Origin of the sequence: Candidatus Methanoperedens sp., assembly GCA_027460535.1 — an archaeon.
Classification (GTDB): domain Archaea; phylum Halobacteriota; class Methanosarcinia; order Methanosarcinales; family Methanoperedenaceae; genus Methanoperedens.
The window spans coordinates 20382-39618 of the sequence record JAPZAR010000009.1; the positions used below are offsets into that span (position 1 = coordinate 20382).

Annotated in this window: 15 protein-coding genes; 9 read left to right on the plus strand and 6 right to left on the minus strand. The window is 44.8% G+C overall.

Features of this window, described 5'->3' with window-relative positions; all coding sequences use genetic code 11:
- Positions 1-55: 55 nt before the first annotated feature.
- Positions 56-1258: an ABC transporter permease gene (locus tag O8C65_03050; protein MCZ7355887.1), complete on the minus strand. Its 1203-nt coding sequence runs from the start codon at positions 1256-1258 to the stop codon at positions 56-58.
- A gap of 83 nt (positions 1259-1341) precedes the next feature.
- Here O8C65_03050 and O8C65_03055 point away from each other — a divergent pair, with 83 nt between their 5' ends.
- The 6 genes from O8C65_03055 to O8C65_03080 are packed head-to-tail and all read left to right on the plus strand — an operon-like array spanning position 1342 to position 8086.
- Entirely contained in the window at positions 1342-1608 is a 267-nt protein-coding gene (locus O8C65_03055; protein MCZ7355888.1) for a hypothetical protein, read from the plus strand.
- Between the two features lie 4 nt (positions 1609-1612).
- Entirely contained in the window at positions 1613-3958 is a 2346-nt protein-coding gene (locus O8C65_03060; GenBank protein MCZ7355889.1) for a carboxypeptidase-like regulatory domain-containing protein, read from the plus strand.
- A complete protein-coding gene (locus tag O8C65_03065; GenBank protein MCZ7355890.1) occupies positions 3951-4949 on the plus strand; it encodes a DUF4350 domain-containing protein in 999 nt (332 codons plus the stop codon). The genes O8C65_03060 and O8C65_03065 overlap by 8 nt, the downstream gene beginning before the upstream one ends.
- Positions 4950-5897: a MoxR family ATPase gene (locus O8C65_03070; GenBank protein MCZ7355891.1), complete on the plus strand. Its 948-nt coding sequence runs from the start codon at positions 4950-4952 to the stop codon at positions 5895-5897.
- Entirely contained in the window at positions 5898-7298 is a 1401-nt protein-coding gene (locus tag O8C65_03075; protein MCZ7355892.1) for a DUF58 domain-containing protein, read from the plus strand.
- On the plus strand, positions 7280-8086 hold the full coding sequence (locus O8C65_03080) for a hypothetical protein (protein MCZ7355893.1): 807 nt from the start codon (positions 7280-7282) through the stop codon (positions 8084-8086). The genes O8C65_03075 and O8C65_03080 overlap by 19 nt, the downstream gene beginning before the upstream one ends.
- Here O8C65_03080 and O8C65_03085 read toward each other — a convergent pair.
- From O8C65_03085 to O8C65_03095, 3 genes are read right to left on the minus strand one after another with little or no spacing between them, the layout of a single operon-like run.
- Entirely contained in the window at positions 8073-9011 is a 939-nt protein-coding gene (locus tag O8C65_03085) for a DUF1616 domain-containing protein (protein ID MCZ7355894.1), read from the minus strand. The genes O8C65_03080 and O8C65_03085 overlap by 14 nt on opposite strands.
- Position 9012: 1 nt before the next feature.
- Complete coding sequence (locus O8C65_03090) at positions 9013-10179, minus strand: FtsX-like permease family protein (protein MCZ7355895.1); 1167 nt, start codon at positions 10177-10179, stop codon at positions 9013-9015.
- Positions 10166-10852: an ABC transporter ATP-binding protein gene (locus tag O8C65_03095; protein MCZ7355896.1), complete on the minus strand. Its 687-nt coding sequence runs from the start codon at positions 10850-10852 to the stop codon at positions 10166-10168. Before O8C65_03095 ends, O8C65_03090 begins: the two co-directional genes overlap by 14 nt.
- Positions 10853-10942: 90 nt before the next feature.
- Here O8C65_03095 and O8C65_03100 point away from each other — a divergent pair, with 90 nt between their 5' ends.
- The 3 genes from O8C65_03100 to O8C65_03110 are packed head-to-tail and all read left to right on the plus strand — an operon-like array spanning position 10943 to position 15417.
- Positions 10943-13198 (plus strand): PGF-pre-PGF domain-containing protein, encoded by a 2256-nt coding sequence (locus O8C65_03100; protein MCZ7355897.1) that lies wholly within the window; start codon positions 10943-10945, stop codon positions 13196-13198.
- Between the two features lie 27 nt (positions 13199-13225).
- Positions 13226-14020, plus strand: coding sequence for a hypothetical protein (locus O8C65_03105; GenBank protein MCZ7355898.1), 795 nt, complete (start codon positions 13226-13228; stop codon positions 14018-14020).
- The gene (locus tag O8C65_03110) at positions 14017-15417 is read left to right on the plus strand and encodes a PGF-pre-PGF domain-containing protein (GenBank protein ID MCZ7355899.1); all 1401 of its coding nucleotides are present in this window, start codon (positions 14017-14019) and stop codon (positions 15415-15417) included. Before O8C65_03105 ends, O8C65_03110 begins: the two co-directional genes overlap by 4 nt.
- A 210-nt stretch (positions 15418-15627) precedes the next feature.
- On the opposite strand, the gene O8C65_03115 is transcribed toward O8C65_03110, so the two are convergent.
- Both O8C65_03115 and O8C65_03120 read right to left on the minus strand, forming a co-directional pair.
- Positions 15628-17064 (minus strand): hypothetical protein, encoded by a 1437-nt coding sequence (locus tag O8C65_03115; protein ID MCZ7355900.1) that lies wholly within the window; start codon positions 17062-17064, stop codon positions 15628-15630.
- A gap of 682 nt (positions 17065-17746) precedes the next feature.
- Positions 17747-19234, minus strand: a complete 1488-nt coding sequence (locus O8C65_03120) for a polysaccharide biosynthesis C-terminal domain-containing protein (GenBank protein ID MCZ7355901.1) — start codon at positions 19232-19234, stop codon at positions 17747-17749.
- Between the last annotated feature and the right edge of the window lie 3 nt (positions 19235-19237).

Here is a 19237-nt window from a genome sequence, read left to right on the forward strand (position 1 = left end):
TGGTTTACTTATAATGCACTATGCCTATAGCTTCCGGTTTACCGGCTCAATTTTATTATGTCCCCCTTATCAATTCGGCAGGTTTCATCCGGCTTATCTGCATTACGGCAAGGAAGCTCGTCAGGAGTCCTGTGATGATCGCGACGGCCATGCCCATGTAAATATAGGTATTATCGATCAGTACAAGGTTATTGAATCCCGCCACTTTATAGACGATCATGTTCAGCATCCCTGAAAGTGGAATGCTGAGCAAAACTCCCGTGATCCCGCCAATTATGCATACCAGGAAGCCTTCGGATCCCACAAACTTGAATATGGACCACCGCATGAAACCCATTACCTTTAAGATACCTATCTCGTTCTTTCTTTCGTTCAGGGACAAAAGCACCGTGTTCACCATGAGAATGGCTCCCATGATCACTGCCAGGACAACGATAGAAAATGCGCTTGCCAGTATAGGGAAATTCTGCTTCACTATCTTTTTCAGGAGATTCAGGTTCGTGCTCACGGTATAGTCCGGGTATTGTGCCTCCAGTTGTTTCTGCGTATCTTCGGCTTTGGTAGGGTCTTTCAGCCTGAGCATTATGAGATTCACGGTATCATAATAATTGTTCCCGGAAATGTCCTGAAGCTCTGAGAGGTAAAAAACGAGCATGGGGCCTGAGCTGAAGCTTGACATCGAATTGGTAAGCCCGACTACCTTGAATTTCTGTTTGCGCGCCTCTATGACCGTTTTTCCGATATTAAGAGTATCGCCGATATTTGCTCCCAGGAGCTTTGCAGCCCTTTCATCCAGCAGTATTTCACTTACCCAGGGACCGCTATACAGCCCTTTGTTGTAATGCGTATCGCCTGTGAGACCTTCCCCCTGCAGAATTGAGACAAAACTGCCGCTGGTTTCTTCGATCCCAAGACCGAATACAGCTTTCGGTTCTGCCCCTTCCCTGTAAGCATACACTATCTCGGTCAGCACGGGAATCGCTCTTTTAATATTGCTGTTCTTTAAAAGCTCCTTCTCAAGATTATGGGCATCTGCTATTTTTCCTTCCGTACCGCCGGAGTACTGCGACTCAAGATCAAGGGCCTTGCCGGTCATCCACATCTGCATGCTGCTCTTTTCAAGGGTCTTTTCACCTGTTATAAGGAGCCCGTTGCCAATAGAACCCAGAAGTATAATGGAAATTACGGCTATAGCTATGCCTGCTATCGAAAGTAATGTCCTGAACCTGTTATATGCAAGGTTCCGAAGCGCGATCATACAGCGATGCAACGCTTGCATTGCAGATATTTTTATGCATTCTTTGAGAAAGTTATAATATCCTGGAAGCATATCCCACTACAATGGTATCGATCCCAAGACAGCACAGATTCGTGTATCTCCTCTCTGCATGGATGTTCATGGTGCTCTTCTTCCTTATAATAGTCAACAGTCTGGACATTGAGATATTTTTTGTCTTGAACCTGATAGGCTTCCTCGTGCTTGTTGAAATCACCGCGCCGTTCAATTTCAAGCCCGAATGGAAACAGAGGTTGAAATGGGTGGTGCTGATCGGGGCAATAGGCTTCTCGATCATAGTTGCAGAAAAAGTATTGAAGATAATCGGATAATCCTATGGGAAATGTGAAGAGGTCAGGTAAGATCCTGATACTGCGCTCAAACCTTCTACTGATCTTAATTATTCTTGGAATGATAGCGGCTGCTTCCGGGGGCTTACCCTCTCATATAAACCCGAGCAACGTCACGGTCTCGAATTCAAACCTCCTTGCGCAGCAGTTGTCGATCATCAATGAACTTCTTCTCTACAGGTCAGAGATTTTCATATCACTGAACAAGGGCAATATCAAGGATGCCAAAGAGAATTTTGATGAATATCTGCGCTTACTTCGAGAGAATGACAATATTTTAGTTCAGATTGACGGCGACGTGTACGGGGAGTTAAAAGGAAGCGCAGGTTCATTGAATTTAAGCACCGAAGATGTAAATCGGTTGCGTGCTCTCTATGATGAAGGGAAAGCTGCATATGAGAACAACCAGACTGATAAAGCTATCCAGATAGCCATCAGTGCCAGGGAGGTCATCGGGAACCTGAGTTCTTTGCAGCAGGCACAGATCATGGACGCAGTCGCACGGTTTCCCGGTGTGAATATCACTCGATACGAGACCGGATTATCTACCTTCAATAATACCATTAAAGAGATCCAGAAAAGATGGCGCCCCGTTGAGTTAACCCTTTTCGACGACACCGTTACAAAGCTTTCGGTCGCTCCTCCGGGCGGCGAATTCGGGGATACGATAAGTATCACCGGGAACCTGACCCTGCCAAGAAATGGTTCAGGCGTTCCCGATGCAACAATGGCCGTGAAATTAGATAATGAGACTTTTACCAGTCTCACCACTGATAAAAAAGGCAAATACAACTATACATTCAAAATACCCGGTGCAAAACCCGGAAACCATACCGTCTATGCAGAGTTCGTACCTTATGATGAGCCTCTGTTATCATCTGCAGCTAAGAGCACTTTTTTCATCCAGCCATCGGTTACTGGCATAACAATCGATGCAAAACCAGAATATGGAGAATTTGGAGACATTCTGCGCCTGAGAGGAAATCTGACAGCAAAAAATGCGTCCCGGGTGGCTGAGGCAAGCATTATGATCTCCATAGATAACGGCACCATAGTAAACGTGAAAACCGACAATAATGGAACATATAGATACGATTTCAAAATTTCGATGATTAGGGGAGGCAAGCATACGGTGCGTGCAGATTTCAATTCATCTGATCCACTGCTTCTTGGAGCAACCAATATGACCACAATAAATGTGATTGCAGCCGACACCATGCTTAGCGTTAATTCAAATGCAAATTATTTGGTGTTTGGTGATTTCCTGTCGATCTCAGGAAATCTTCTCACTAGGAATGCATCCGGCATATCAGATGCAGATATTGTTATCTCGATCGATAACCAGACATTCACGAATGTGAAAACTGATGAAGATGGTTCATATAAGTACAATTTTACAGTTCCCAATATAAAAAACGGGGTGCATAGAATTGGTTCGGATTTCATCCCATCTGCTCAGCCGCTCATACGATCAGGAAATGCAACTGAGATAGAAGTGATGCAGACAAATACCACGCTTTCAATAGCGGGGCCCAAGATGGTTTATCAGAATGATTATTTGAATATTACAGGGAATCTTTTGACCTCTAAGAATCGTAGAGTTCCTGCTTCCAATATTTCAGTCCAGTTCGATTCGAGGGAAATCGGCACAGCAATTGTAAATAATGGGAACTTTTCTTTTAGTTACTGGATGGCAAAAAATGTGAGTCTTGGGAATCATCTCATTATGATCAGATTTAATGGAGAATCCTCGTTATTACCCTCTGAAAATTCAATGCCAGTTGAGATAAAGACTAATCCTGTATTCTATAAAAATATCATATTCCTGATGCTCGCACTGGCCGTACTTTCAGGTATCCTCTACCTGGGAAAGGAAAAAGTTCGCATACCTCAGATTGAAGCCCTTGTTTCTTCGATTAGAGCAAGGTTCGGCAAATCTGAGAAAATCGAAGAGCCATCGATCGCAACTGAACCTGTAAAAGAAGAAATTGAACAGGAAGAGCCTCGTGCAAAGGTACAGCAGGAGGAGATATTGGCTCATCTGGACAACCTTATCAGGCAAAGGTGGTACAGGGAATCCATCTCAATTTCTTTCAAGAGCGCGAAAGACTGCATTTCGGCAGTTTCAGGGATCAAGGTCACGCAGCAGCAAACCCCCAGGGAGTTCTATGACCTTGTAAAAAAAAGCGCGCTTGAATACGCCAATGAGTTCAAGGAACTGACCGAAGTCTATGAGCTCGCCATGTACAGCAGCAATAAAATGAATGAAGATATGGCTTTGAAAACTTTGGATCTGCTTAAAAAAATTTATAAAATATCAAAAAATGAATAAAATAAACGGAAAAATATTGATCTTGGTCGTATCTGTCCTGTTGCTCATAGCCTTCTTCAGGTTCTCCGAGAATGGCGAAGACTTCAGCACCTACAATCCTGATTGGAATGGAGCCACGAAGATCAAAGATCTCATATCTGAGAACCATACGGTAATCTCAATGCCTGCCCGCCAGGACCTCACCTTATTGAAACCCAATGGATCGGCGCTTGTTGTTCTTGGGCCGAGAAGCAATTTTTCAGAAAAGGACATAGAGATCATTCAAAAATTTGTAAGGTCGGGCGGGCTCCTTGTTCTCTCAGATGACTTTGGCACAGGGAACCAGCTCCTCAACAGATTAACTACGTCCGTATCCTTTTCCGGCCTGCTGCTCCAGGATGACGTGAGTTTCTGGAAAAACTCCACACTGGCAGTGGTAAAAGCGAACATCGAAAATGTGAGCAACATCACCTTGAATTATCCTACATCCCTTGTGATCACGAATGGATCTATCAGCGTGCTTGCAAATACAAGCCGATTCAGCTGGCTTTCAAAGAACGACTCCAGATGGGCGCAATCAGATCGCGAAAGGGAAAGTTATCCGGTAATAGCGGATCTCGCCTTCGGGCAGGGAAAGATCGTTGTGATATCAGACCCAAGTATTTTCATTAACAGTATGCTTCCAATGCAGGACAACAGGCTACTCCTTGGGAAACTTGTTGAGGAAAGACCATTCGTGGGCTTTGACGAAACCGTACGCATGCCGCCTATACCGGCTTTTAATTACATGATACGAAACAATCCCTCCTTTCAGTACCTGTTTGCAGCAGTAGTTATATCCCTGGCATTTATATATATGAAAAGAGACGAGATTAGTAAGCTTAAAACCAAAACCACAAAATACAGGTTTGATCCGGATGAAGATACCATTATTTCAGAAATATTGAGCAGGAAGAACTGGGATAAACGAAGGTTCATGCTTTTTAGAAACAGGATCCGAGGAAATAAATAAATGAACACGGGAACTAAGTTCATAGAGATACAGCGCACCGCCAAGGCGATCTTTAATGAAGTGAATAAGATCATCGTGGGGAAAAACGACCTGATCGATCACCTTATCATAAGTCTTCTCTCAGAGGGCAACATTCTGATGGAAGGTTATCCCGGCGTTGCGAAAACGACTATTGCAAAAACATTTGCATCGGCACTTGGCTGTGATTTCAAGAGGATACAGTTCACGCCCGATATCATGCCTGCGGACATTACAGGCACATACATATACAATCAAAAGACCGGCACCTTTGAGCTGCGGAAAGGACCTGTGTTCGCCAATATCGTACTGGCGGATGAGATCAACCGGACATCGCCTAAATCCCAATCCGCGCTTCTTGAATGTATGGAAGAGCGCCAGGTCACGCTTGAAGGGAAGACCATCCCTGTCCCGAGGCCTTATATGGTCATAGCCACGCAGAATCCCATAGATCTTGAAGGTACATACCCGCTTCCAGAGGTACAGATAGACAGGTTCCTGTTCAAGCTTGAGGTGAAATACCCTGATGAAAAAGAAGAGCTTGAAATACTGGTGCGCAAGGACAAGGATTTATTCAATGAAATTAAGAAAGTCAGTTCCCCTGCTGAGATCACTGGATTGATAAATGCCGTGAAAAAGGTGTACATAGACGAGAAAGTTTTGATCTACATCCGGAACCTTGTGTTGAAAACGAGAAATAATAAAGATCTTCTGATCGGAGCAAGCCCCAGGGCATCCATTGCCCTTTTAAATGCCTCAAAATCCTTAGCTGCGATCCAGGGCAGGTCGTACGTTATCCCGGACGACGTTAAGCATCTTCTCCCTGCTGTACTCCGGCACCGCCTCATACTTTCCCCGGAATCGGAGTTTGGCGGAGTCTCAGTTAACGACGTTATTCAGGACGCTTTAGACAGTGTGGAAGTCTTGTAAATGCAATTTCAACCAACAGGAAAAAATTCAGCTATATTTGTTTTCATTTTTACACTGTTAGGCCTGATAACATCAAATCCTCTCTTTTACGCCCCTGGCGCAGTCATTGCCCTCGCGGTATTTTTCGATCTGGTAAGTTTTCTGATAGCCCTTGATGCTCTCAATGCATCGGTCGTAAGAAAGGTAGGCAAAACAAAAATTCATATGGATAACCTGCTGGATGTTGAGGTAGACCTGAAAATAAATGCCAGAAATCTAAAGAAAGTTCATTTTCAGGATTTATATCCCGAATCGTTTACCTTCATCTCAGGGGATGCGGGCCAGAATATCAACCCTGAAAAAACCCAGCACCATTTTTCATACTGCTTGAAAGCAACCGGGCGCGGAACTTATTCGTTCTCAAGATCGCATCTTGATATTGAAAGCAATCTTCGGATGTTCAGGCACAGGTCTGATATTGAAAGCCATATCGAGGTAAGTATTTATCCGCCTGTCCTATCGAGAAAATCCATGTTGGCCCACTATATTTCCACACAGTACGGAAGCGGCAGGTTGAGGCAAAAAGGCATGGGAACCGAAGTTGCGGAGATCAGGAATTATATGCCCGGAGACGATGTGAGGCATATAGACTGGAAAACAAGTTTGCGGCTTAATAGCATGTTCACAAAAGAGTTTGAATCTGATACGGGGCTTTCGATGTTCGTTCTGGTGGATCACAGCAAGATGGATGGCCAGGATAACCTTGACTATGCAATTCGGATAGCAAATTATTTGACGCAGCAGGCGGCCAGGGACAACCAGCCAACAGGCGTGATCACATTCACCCATGATCGCATCACCAACAAATGCCTGATAAAAAGTGGGAAGAACCCGTTTGAAATATCAAGAGATCTCTTTTCTCTGGTCCCTGAGACGAGTAAACCGTGTACCTTGGCCATGGATGCCGGGGAGATAAAGGAATTTGAAAGAAAGTTGAGATCCTCCAATGGAGATCGCTTCCATTCTATTCTTTCGCCGTTTTTTATCGAGGGTTCTGAACACTCAAGGATTATGGAGTCGCAGGGCATATACCGTGCCATAAAGCATCTGATCCAGTTTTCAAAGACACCTTCACTGATCGCGATAATTACGGACCTTGCGTATGAAGTGCCGGTGCTTGACAGCGTGCGCCTTGCGACATATTACGGGAATCGGGTTCTTGTGATCGTTACATCACCCGTTCTTTTCAAGGAATATGATGTGCTTGAGCTTGAAGAACATTATATTGAATACATGAGATTACAGAAAAAAATTGAAAAATTCAAGCGTCTTAAAAGTGTAAAAGTAATGGAGGCACGACCGGGTGAAAGGCCGGAACTAATTATCGATAAGGCGGTGCAGGGATGGAAAACTCATTTTTAGAAAAAAGACTGGCAGAGTCGGAGCGGGAGGTCGAAAGGCTGAGAAAAGAACGCAGCCGGGCAAAAAAAAATGAGTACAGGAACACGGGCTATGCGCTTATCGCTTTCGGGGCGGCCACGCTTGCTATCTCTTATTTCACCCATAACAATACCACTCTTGCATCGATCCTTCTATTCGCAGGGCTGGGTACCACTTATCTTGGTATCCTGTCCCTTTTTCTCGCGCCTGAGAAGTTCGTGCGTGAAGAGATACTCGAGAAAAGCAATCTATCCAGCCTTATAGTAATAAATAATATCATCCAGGAACTCCAAATACATTCTAAAGGAATTTATTTAATGTTTGATGATGAGATCAGGGTCGTACTTCCGCTCAAACCCGGAAATATGCCGCGAGGTGAAGCCCTCCGGAGGACATTTAATTTAGGCCAAAGTACTGCCCTGGTGCTCGTCCCGCTTGGGTATTCTATGATGAAGATGGCAGAAAAAGAGGGCGCAGACTTTAGCGATATATACGGGGCTTTGAATGAAGTGCTGGCTAAAGGGCTTGAGCTTGCCGATAGCGTTGAGGTGGCGAAAGGAAGCGGTGATATAACCGTTATTATAAATAACCCGCTGTACCTGAACCTGTGCGAGAAGGTTTCCGTAGAAGCCCCCGGCATATGCGCAGTGGGTTGTTCCTTCTGCAGTATGATAGCGTGCATAATCACAAAAAGTACAGGGAAAAACGTAGTGATAGAGCAGGTTGAGCACGGGAAGAACAAAATTATTACAAGATTCAGCCTGAACTGACCCCAACCCATAGATGGGTATCCCTGTAGGGCTGGGTAAAATTATTGTTCTTAAAAAGGAGGAATTGGAGCTTGAGCTCTGTGCCTGCATGCCTGGGCGTAAAGTTGACCTGATGCTCCCAGGTCTGATTATAAGCGGTCTGGATTTGCTCTTCCTTCAGGATGTCCTCATTAATTTCGACCCTGAGCGTGTAGTTGACGTTTTCATATTCGTGATTAACTATCCCGACGATGACCGAATCAGTCTTTCCAACGGTGAGGTTTGCCGGGTATCCTTCGGCTTTTCCACCTGGGCCAAGAAGATAGAATTCAGTGAACTTCTCGCCCTGTTTTGGGGTGGCAATAACGTAAACCACCATAAAGAGAGATGTTATGATGGATATGATAAGAACGACAGTTAAAATTTTATCAACGCGGTTCTCGGGTTTATGGACAATTTCGGTTTTGATCGAATTATAAATTTCCTTCAGATTTACATCAAACCTCTGATTTTCCGCAAGCTTGAGGCGCCGGAAGAGGGCAATAACGGTCATTGCCAGGATAAAAAGAGTTAGTACTATTATTATTGGAACGAGGCGTATGCCCCATGGCGTAAAGTTCAATCCCAGGCCTACCAGGGGGACTATTGCAATGCTGAGTCCGAAGCTGAGAGCCGTGCGCTCAATTGGATCAAGATCGTTCTTACCCGGAAAAAGTGCCGCGATCAAAACATACCCAGGGAAAAATAGCACTGCGGGTATCCCGAAAATTATTCTGATAGGGGTGCCGTCAAATGGTGGAACGAGCACGAACAATAGGGCCAGGACAATAAAATAAATTACCACCTTCAGGTCGGAGGGAATTTTAGTCCTCGACGCACGGCGGATCATATCAATGAGCCCATGAGAGGAATTGTTCAATAAGTCCATCAGTAATTCCGATTTCACGTTAACCTCCAAGCACGCTGGCTATATTTACATTTCTGCCAGAAATTGCAGGCACGATCCCTGAGATCATCCCCGCGATTAATGCCGCGGAAAAAACCATCAAAGGAATTAATGGATTGGAGGACAGAATAATATCCATATTAAAGTAAGAACGAATAGCCTCATTCAAAACATACCTGCCCATGATGCCCATCAATACCCCGGCGGCGCCCCCTAACAACGAGATCATAATGGATTCATAAAATATGATTTTCATGATAGACCCGTTTGAGATCCCGATAGCCCTCATGACGGCGAATTCCTTTTGCTTTTCATTGACCGAAAAGATCATTGCGCTGGATATGAACAGTATCCCCATAATAAAAGAAACAAGGGTAACGGCTGTTGCGGTTGCGAGGACACGTTTGTCGTCCGTAAGGGTATGAGCATAGTATTCTGCCTCAGAAAGGATTACTGCATCCGGAAAATATGCCTGAAGGAGTGGCAAAACGTTTTCTCCTCTTACAGTGATCTGGTTTACCCTGTCCCCTTTCAGGTTACCTGTGAGTTCCTGGAGCTCGGACAGGTGCAAGATTACCACCGGGGCATTTGAAAACTCGGCAGAATCAACGATCCCTGTTATTTTGAAAGGAGTAGAATTCATAATGTTCCCCGGATATGCACTCAAATGAACGAGATCTCCCTTTCCAACTCCCAGCAACTTTGATAGCTTCCCGTTAACTTCGACTTCATGCGTCCAGTCATTCCCGTAGAAATGAGGATCTCCCGGCGTTAGAGCCTCCTGCGAAAAGGTGTCGGAACCATCAGGAATGACACCCATGCCCAGAACCATTTTAGGTTCTTTTTTTGCAGCATAAAGCACTTTATTAAGGACAGGGTCAGCAGACTTCACATCAGGAGATGACTTTATTTCATCGATCCTCTGGTGAGCATTGCCGAGCATGGTCTTCTCAGAATTCGTTACCGGGTCAAGAACACTTGAACCCGCAGGTATTATCCAGAAATTCGTTTGTTTATCAATGACGGCATTATTTTCCTGGTTCAGGCCAACAGCGACAGATACCAGTAAAATGGCAAAAGCCACGGATACCCCAATGGCAAGGAGGGTCAGCATGGTTCTTGATCTTCGGTTCAATAAGTTCAAGAAGGCTATCTTAACGAACGTCACTGATTATTCTCCCATCCATGATCTTTATTATGCGGGCCGGAATTCTTGAGAGGCTCTCATCATGGGTCACCACTATCGTGGTCTTACCATATTTTTTATTCAGCTCAATGAGCAGATCTATTATCCTGTTTCCCATGATGCTGTCCAGTTCCCCTGTCGGCTCATCTGCCAGGATTAACGGGGGATCGTTCGCCAGAGCCCTTGCAATGGCCACCCTTTGCTGCTCCCCTCCGCTGAGCTGACCCGGCCTGTGGTTTGCCCGGTTCGAAAGCCCCACGGATTCCAGGAGGGATAAAACCCTCTCCTTTCTTGCATTTTTGGGTATTTTTGCCTCTTTCATGGGCAGCTCAATGTTTTCATATGCCGTCAGGGTAGGCAGAAGATAAAAATGCTGGAATACGAAGCCAAGAGCATGAAGCCTCAGGTTTGCAAGCCTGTCCGCACTCAGATTCGCGGTATCGGTACCATTTATCTTTACGCTGCCCGATGACGGGACGTCCACGCATCCTATGATGTGCAGCAGGGTGGACTTCCCCGAACCACTGGAACCCTGTACCACGACAAATTCACCCTCTTCGACCTCAAGATCGATGCCGCGAAGTGCCTCGATAACTACCTCCCCTACTCGATACTGTCTATGAATGTTAGTAATCTGGACAATTTTTCTTGACATGTGCATCCTCATTATAATTATTATTATTTTATATAGAAAATATTATATGTTAATAGGACGTATTATAGATTACGGTAAAGGTGGAGTCACATGATCAACAAAGAAATAAATATAATTAGGTATCCGGTTCTGGGTGTGTTATTGGTTTTGATAGTAATTTCGGCCTTCCCTGCAAGCGCAGGGATAAACTTCAATTTTACCAATGTGACACCCCGCAATTACACGATACCGGATGCGGTATTGAATACGCCCAATTTTGTAAGATTGACCGGGGGCGATATAACGGTGCCCTCAATAGACCTTAGTCTTTCTATTGACAAAACTCTGACGAGCGGGAACAGGAGTCTTGTTCTGAAGGCTGGTCCCTTTGTTAATAAAATCACGACCTTACCGCCGCAGAAAGTCTATATCGTGTCCGGAACTACGATATCAGGAGGTAAGGCAGCAGTTAAGTATACCATAGATGCCCCATCTTTTCCAAATACCATGGTCAATGTGTCCATATATAAACAGATCAGCGGAAACTTGCCATTTTTCTCGGATTTTTCAATTGCTTTATTGAATTTGGCTGATTTAAAGGATACATGGAATAACAACACAAAAGTAATGGATGAGTTACTGGACACAGTTTTTAACGATTTAAACAATGTAAGCAAGATGCCAATAAAGCTGGGTGGAAGCGGGAATTCCGAATCTATAACACAGAACCTGCCTGCAGGAAATTATCTGATAATGGTTACAAACGGCACCGATCCGAAGAAGATCATTACATGGAACATCATTAAAGTAATGCCTTTCAATTCAGCCATCACGGTAGGGGACGACTCAGGCTTTGCTCCTCAAGGACTGGATTTGGATGTCAACATTTCACTTTCAGGCGCTCCCCCCGGAAGTTATACTTACATTACAAGCATAATCAATAGCAGCGATTACAGAATTAACATTGGCAAAATAAACATATCATGGAATTCCTCTGGAACACTTGCCAATTCAGCCACTGTAAACGGCACATTACTTGATTCAGCAACTGCTCTTACCGACATAATACCGCGCTCCAATATCTCAAGGACGACAACAGGTTCTACATCAGCCATATTGAAATTAAAAACGGGATCGCTCCCGACCGGAAGCTATTTTGTCAATACGGTTGTTTTCAACAACACCAACCTCTCGGTCGCGTTCGATCAAACTCTATTGACACTTCAGCCCACAACAACGACGCCCATCCTGACCATAAATGGCTCGGGATACTTGACTGATAATTTGACCATTCCGACGCCAGATGCGAATATTACAGTGAACATTAGAAATGGTACAAGAGCAACGCTTAATGGGCTTCCGATATCGAGTACAACCGCATTTTCACTGCCATCTGTCAATCCAACATTAGTGAATGCCGCATCAGCTTCGAACCTGAGATTCCTTGGCAAGAATGTGACGCTCCTGCCCGCAGGGGCAATATTCACTCCATATATTCTGATAACGTTCAACTATTCACAATCTGATGTTCCGCCTGGAGTTGGAGAGGGTGGGATAGATGCATATACATACAATGGTTCTACTAATTTGTGGGAAGCACTGGTAATTGACTCAAAAGGGACTTATACTGGGGGGGGTAAATTCATCACAGTAAGAGTGACTCACTTCTCAACATTTGCCCTTCTGGGAACTTCAGCGTCAGCACCAAGGGGCGGCGGTGGCGGAAGCGGCACGGCTACAGGAGGGGGAGGTGTAGTGACGGGAGAACCTTTTGACAACATAGCAAAGGCAGAAACGCAGGATAGAGACCTTATTTCTAACACCCCCATAACATATTCGTTCACTACTCCTGATCTCGGCGTCTATCAAGTAGCGGTTACCAGCACAAATAATGAGAGCTCGATATCATTGAGAGCAGAATTATTGAAAGGCACATCCAAACTCGTGACCGTGTCGCCTCCGGGAACATTATATAAGAATATAAATATGTGGGTAGGCACACAGCGGATAAAGGAAGTCCTGGTCAGATTCAAGGTTGATAACACCTGGATCAGCAGCAACAATGTTGCATCTGGTGATGTCATTTTGCTCAAGTGGGATGGAAGCAAATGGGTGCAGCTTGAGACAGCTGAAAAGACAAAGGATAGCGGATATACATACTATGAGGCAAAGACGGACACCCTCTCGATATTCGCAATAAGCGGCATCAAAGGGGTTGAAGCACCCACAGCAACACCTGGCGCAGCAATTACGCCAGCTGGAGCCACCCCCACAACTACGGCCACCCCCAAGACCCCCGGATTTGAGACAATATCAGCCCTTGCAGGAATGCTGGCAATAGCGTACCTGCTTAGAAGAGAAGATTAATCTTCTCTCACTTTCTTTTTATTTTTTATGCGGCTTTTGCAATTCTTTTTGATAATGATTTTGATGTCAGGTACGGCTGCAGCAAATAATGCAGTGATTACCCTTGGCAAGACGATCGACGTCCCTGACAGGACGGTCAGTTTTGAAAACCAGACCTTTGAGATCACTGACATAGGGAATTACAGGACGAACCAGGATATCAGTTTCACTGTGGATGCACCAGGTACAGATGAAATGCTTGTTGTGCTCTATGACCGCGACAAGATATCGACATGGTTCAAGCGATTCTATAATACGAGCGGCAGGGTTGTTGCGACGATACCTGGAAACAAGACAAGCGAGGCAGGCACATACGTTTTTGCGGTTTCCTATCAAAGGAATATCATTGGAGCAATACCGGTGGTAATATCCGATTATGACCTCTCGGTGTCGCCCAAAAGCAGGAAAGTGACGGCAGGCAAGCCTCTGGACGTGGAAGTGAAGATCAATAAGAACGGTGTCCCAGTGAGTGTGGACGGCACTGTAAAGGTCGTCCTTGTAAGGGGAAGCTCATCCATCGATGCGAATGCCACGGCTTCTGGGACAGGAATTTATGAGGCGCATATCAATATACCCCTGCCCATGAATGGGACATACTCGCTCTATTCTGCAATAACGACGGAGCGGAAGGTTTACATGAACTACCCAGAGATGACGGGGGTGGAGAACGGCGGGATTGTAGAGATACTGCCGCCTTCCGCTGAAAAGACACCATTCTTAAACGGGATAGTAGCAATGATTATACTTCTTGCCGTTGTATTGCTCAAGAGGAAGAAGTTATGAAAGTGCAGGTATTGATAGCATTCATTTTATTTGGCTCGTTCGCTGCAAGCGCGGCGGGGACAGCAACGATAACGTTTGATAAATCGATCACCGTTCCGGCCAAGGATTTCAACTGGCAGAACAGCACTTTTACCGTGACCAATGTCGGGAATTATAAATTGAATGATCCGATCACTGTAACGATTACTTCCGGTGAGGCAGGTATGAGAGTAATTCTTTACAATGCAGATAGGCTCAGTGAGTGGAGTAATCCAGTCGATATTCCAGGCGGGCAAATATCCCTAACGATTCCTTCTAATACTGTTTCTGCTTCCGGTATTTATGGTATTGTCATATCGAGCCAGGGCTATGTCATTGGAGCCAACCCGGTAATTATTTCTGAATATGATTTGACTGTAACGCCAGATAGGACTCAAGCAACCGCGGGAAGCACAATCAAGGTCACGGTTCAGGTAGCCAAGAATGGGATTCCGGTAAATATAGCACCGAATAATATTATAAAGGTAGAGTTCGTGCTTGGTTCAACGAGTACGTATTCCGGAGGCAATGCAATGGCAACAGCGACGGGAACTTATGAAGCGAATGTCCAGATACCGACTTCTGGCGATTATCGATTGTTTGCGGCAATTACAACAAATCAGAATATTTCCGGCTACCCAGAACTCATAGGTGCAGGCGACGGCGGGGCTATTAAAATTACAGCTCTATCTTCTGGCGGTGGGATCAGCGGCGGCGGTGGTGGAGGTAGCGGGTCTTCAGGTGAAGAGTTCAAGAACATTGAATCCAGCGAAGCCTATGAAAAATATATATCAAAAGATGTACCGATCTCATATGTGTTCAGGCAGTCAAGCAATCCTGTCAGCGAGATAGTAATAACGGGAAATAACAATGCTGGCGATACAACTGTAAAAACTGAGATACTCCGCGGCACCTCCACCTTAGTGAAAAGCCCGGCGCCGGGTACGACTTATAAGAACATCAATATCCAGGTCGGCACCTCCGGATTTGCTAATCCGAAGAATATCAAAGCAGGCATAATAAAGTTCAAGGTTGAGAATTCATGGCTTGGAGATAACAGCCTCGCAGGCAGTGATATAAAATTGGTCAGGTGGGATGGGAGCATGTGGGCTGATCTGGAAACAACTGAAACAAATAAGAATGGCACATACACATACTTTGAAGCTAAAACCCAATCTTTTTCGAGCTTCGCAATAATCGGAGTGAAATCCCAGGCAGCAACCACAGAGACCGCCCAACCCGTACCCACAGCCACCGCTTTTACTCCAGAGGCAACTGAAACGGGGACAACCCAGAAAGTGACCCCAGGATTTGAGACAGCTTTATTTTCAATAGCACTGCTGATTGCCTCGTTCCTCAGAGATAGAATTATTAAATGAAACGGGAATGACAAGAGAATGGATTGCTGGTATTTTGTGTCGGATATGAGCGCCTGATCTTCAGCATTCCAGGATGAGTTCGACCTTTTCTGGCTTTTCATGAGGTATAAACCATCTCCTACCTATGGCATCCTAGTTGGCTCCCGCACCTTGCACATCTCCGTGCATAAATTAAATATGACATCGTTGTATTAATTTACAGCGTCAATATTATCTCCTCCCGTTCCTCTCAAGCATCCTTTGCAGAGTCTCCTTCTTGTACCAGACAACAAGCCCGATGAATGTGAGCAGGGAAACAATGTATCCAAAGAGAAACGTATCAAACCGCCTGTAATAAATCGTCCCCATCTCTGCATGATAGACTGCATAGGATCCATTGACCATCGATGTCCGCCCTTCAAGTTCCCAGTAATCAGAGTCCATATTGGGAGGCACAAATACTATATATCCTTCCCCTGCTTCCTCATGGAATTTCACAGGTGAAGCCTGGGTATATGATATGGGCTTAAGGTCGGTAGAGTTCTGCTGGTCGATTTTATCAGCCTGATAGAAGCGCGAGACTGTGTGCTTATTTTCAAAGATATAGAAGTTATCTGTCTCCTTTTTCAGGACAAGATCGGTCTGGTTGAAGAGGAAGAAGTATTGTTTAAAGTCCACTTCTTTTGTCAGAATTATATATTTGACGTTGAGCGGTACCATAAATTTACCAAAATTGCTTAATCCGTCCTTGTTTTGGAGCAAGTTTTGGATGTATCCGGAAACCGGGCTCATGGAGGAACTGTATACCCCCGCTTCCATATTATCTCCCTGTATCACGGGTTTGTCGAAAAATACCTGGGCGGGGTTGGCAAGCCTTTTCTGAGGGGTCGGAAGCCACTTGAAGTCCATGTAAAGATGCCAGGGCAGGAAAAGCACATTGAAGTCCTGTTTATCGAGGTTAAGAAAATCATTCACCTCGTACCAGTCTTCCGGATAGTCAGCAGGTTTCAGCTGCCCCCAGAAGCCATTGAACATGGTGAAAGAATAAATGAAAGGCGTGGCGATCGCAATAGCAATTATAATCCATGCCCCTATCTTTTTAGAAGTGCCTGCGCTGCCTTTGTATCTGGCTATTTCGGCCACTCCGAGCCCACCAAGGTAAGCGTATGCCAATACCAGAAGCGCTTCAAATTTCTGCGGCTCCCTGAAGCCTTTAAAGAAGAATACGTTGTTAAAAAGGAACTCAAATATCCTTTCAAAGGGACCAGAAATACCTGTGGCGAGGATTGCTGCCAGCACTGCCAGAGCGCCGAAAGCTTTGACATAAACGCCACGTGCCGGATGCTTATAATTCGAAGTAAAACCGTGAACTGCCAGGAATAGTATGAATATGAAGAAAATATACCAGTAGGGCAGGAGGTCTTTTGCATAAATATAACCCACACGCCAGAATCCGTACATGGAAGCTGTGGTGAAAAGAGTATTAAAATTGATGTCCTGCCTGGTCGTAAAGGTATAAAGATCTGAATTCGTTATCTCGCCAAGTGGAGCTGAACTTCCACTAAAACTTGGGACTAGCCAATAGGAATTGAGAATAAGCAAGAAAAGGAGAACAAGCGCGGCATATTTTGACAAATCTATTTTTTTTCTGGCTTCTATTACGGCCATGAGAAAAAAAATACCAAAAACGATCAATAAGAGAAATGGGGTATGAGTTTCCAGGGCAAATACAAAAGTTAATAGAAAGGCTACATATACAGCCCTTTTAGTGGAGGGAGATGCAAAAAAATCCATAAAACCCTTTATGACAAAGGGTGTGACCGCATAAGCTAGAAGAAGCAGCCAATGCCCTGCCAGAAATCTGACGTAAACAAAAGGATTTATCATGTACAGAAAACCGGCAAAATACCTTCCTATCCCCCATTCTTCAGGGCAAAGCTTATATGCTGATATTCCGGACAGAAAAAAGATAATGAAAAAAATTAATTTTTGAATAACCTCCGCTGAAAACATAATATTGAGAAAATCAAGGAAGGCAAATAAAGGTAAGACCGAAAAATAATTTGTCAATCCATAAAACCAATTGGATACATGAAACGCATTCTCGGTGAAGACTGTATCAAGGGTAAGAATGTAACCCTTCGAAAGAAAGCCCCAAATTAATATCAATGAAATAGCGGAGAATACAAGGTGGGGGAATGAACTTTTAGAAAATAGATTTCTCTTCAACCTGAGAATAGAATCCATCCAGTGTACCATTCCATTAGAACTGTTCTACAATAACTATAAAGTTAACGATGCAGTGACCCCAAGAGCCCTTTCAGGAATAAGAATTTATCACGTTTAAGCGTCATCCTTTGAAAAGCCATTTCAGACTTTCCACATCTTTCATGATCTTTTCCAGTATTTCACTCTTGCCAAATCCTGCCAGGAACATTCTTACGTCTTCACCATCCAGCAGCCTGAAACTGAACAGGATCACAGTATATGCAGCAAAACCAGCAAGAAGGTCCAGAAATGTCAACAACTTCGTGCCACTGGGAAACATGAAGATAATCGCTCCAAACAAGATAAAAGCCAGAAGGATTTTTAAAGTTTTTGTCAACTCAAATTCAAGAAATCCGCATTTTAAATATACTCCCGTAAGTCCAAGGAGACCGGCTGCGCAGGCTATCGTGGTGGAAGCTGCTGCGCCAATGATGCCGTATCTTGGCACCAGGAAAAACAGGGCGATCACATCAACAGCTATGGAGAGCATGAGGATTATCGCAGGTACCCTTGGGCGATGCATGGCCTGAAAAATGCCTACAAGCGCGGTTATGACTGTAAAGAAAGCCATCCCGACAGCCAGTATACCCAATGCGCCGGACGCAGCGGCATAGGTGGGAGGGAAAACCAGTGATATCATGGAAGAAGGAATCACAAAAAGGGCTATGCAGACAGGACATATCATCAGGACGGTATATTTCAGGGTTTTGTTGGAATAGTTGCTGTTGGTGGATGAATACCTTGAGATATAGGGGAACATGGCACCCATCAGGGCCCCGGCTGCGAAGACAGGAAGCTCGGCAAGGATGAGGGCGCTGCGGTAATAGCCCGTGAGGGTATCCGAGAGAACCTTTTCGCTCAGGAACTTCACCCCGAGTATATCAAGGTTCATGAGCAGGGTCATAAAAAAAGTGCCGACGAACAATGGGAATGCAAATGAGTAAATCCTCCTGCTTTCCCATCCGCCCGTCTTCCAGAACTTAAAATCCCGGGTAAAGATAAGCGATAGCAAAAGCCCTGCTGCAGTGCTGGCGATAAGCCCGGAAAATGCCCCGAAAGCTCCATAACCCAATAAAACAAGAAGAACTGCGAAAACCAGTTTGGTAGCGACTGTGGTTATACTGACCAACCCGAACTTTTTGAACCGGAACATCCCCTGGAGCGCACTTGTATAGACCCCTCCCACCGCTGAAATAATAAGTGCGATGATGATGAACAATACAAAAGGCCTGTATGTGCTGTCAAGACGTATTAGCCCGGATGCGTATAAACCATAGAATAAGAAAGATACGGGCAAAGCGATACCAAGGTTCCCCACAAGCGAGCTTTTAAAAACCCTGTGTTTTACGTCGTCTCCGATACCTTCGGATAAGAATTTCGCTACAGCCAATGGAAAAGCCGAACTAACGAATAATGAAAGGATGGTAAGAAAAGATATTGCCACACCGAGTATACCGTATTGCTGGGGTGTCAGCAGCCATCCCATGACTATGTTATACGTATAGTTGAGGAATGCTCCGATTGCAAAGACAATCAGCATCAGCAGAGTGTCTTTTGAAGGATTTGCCAAACC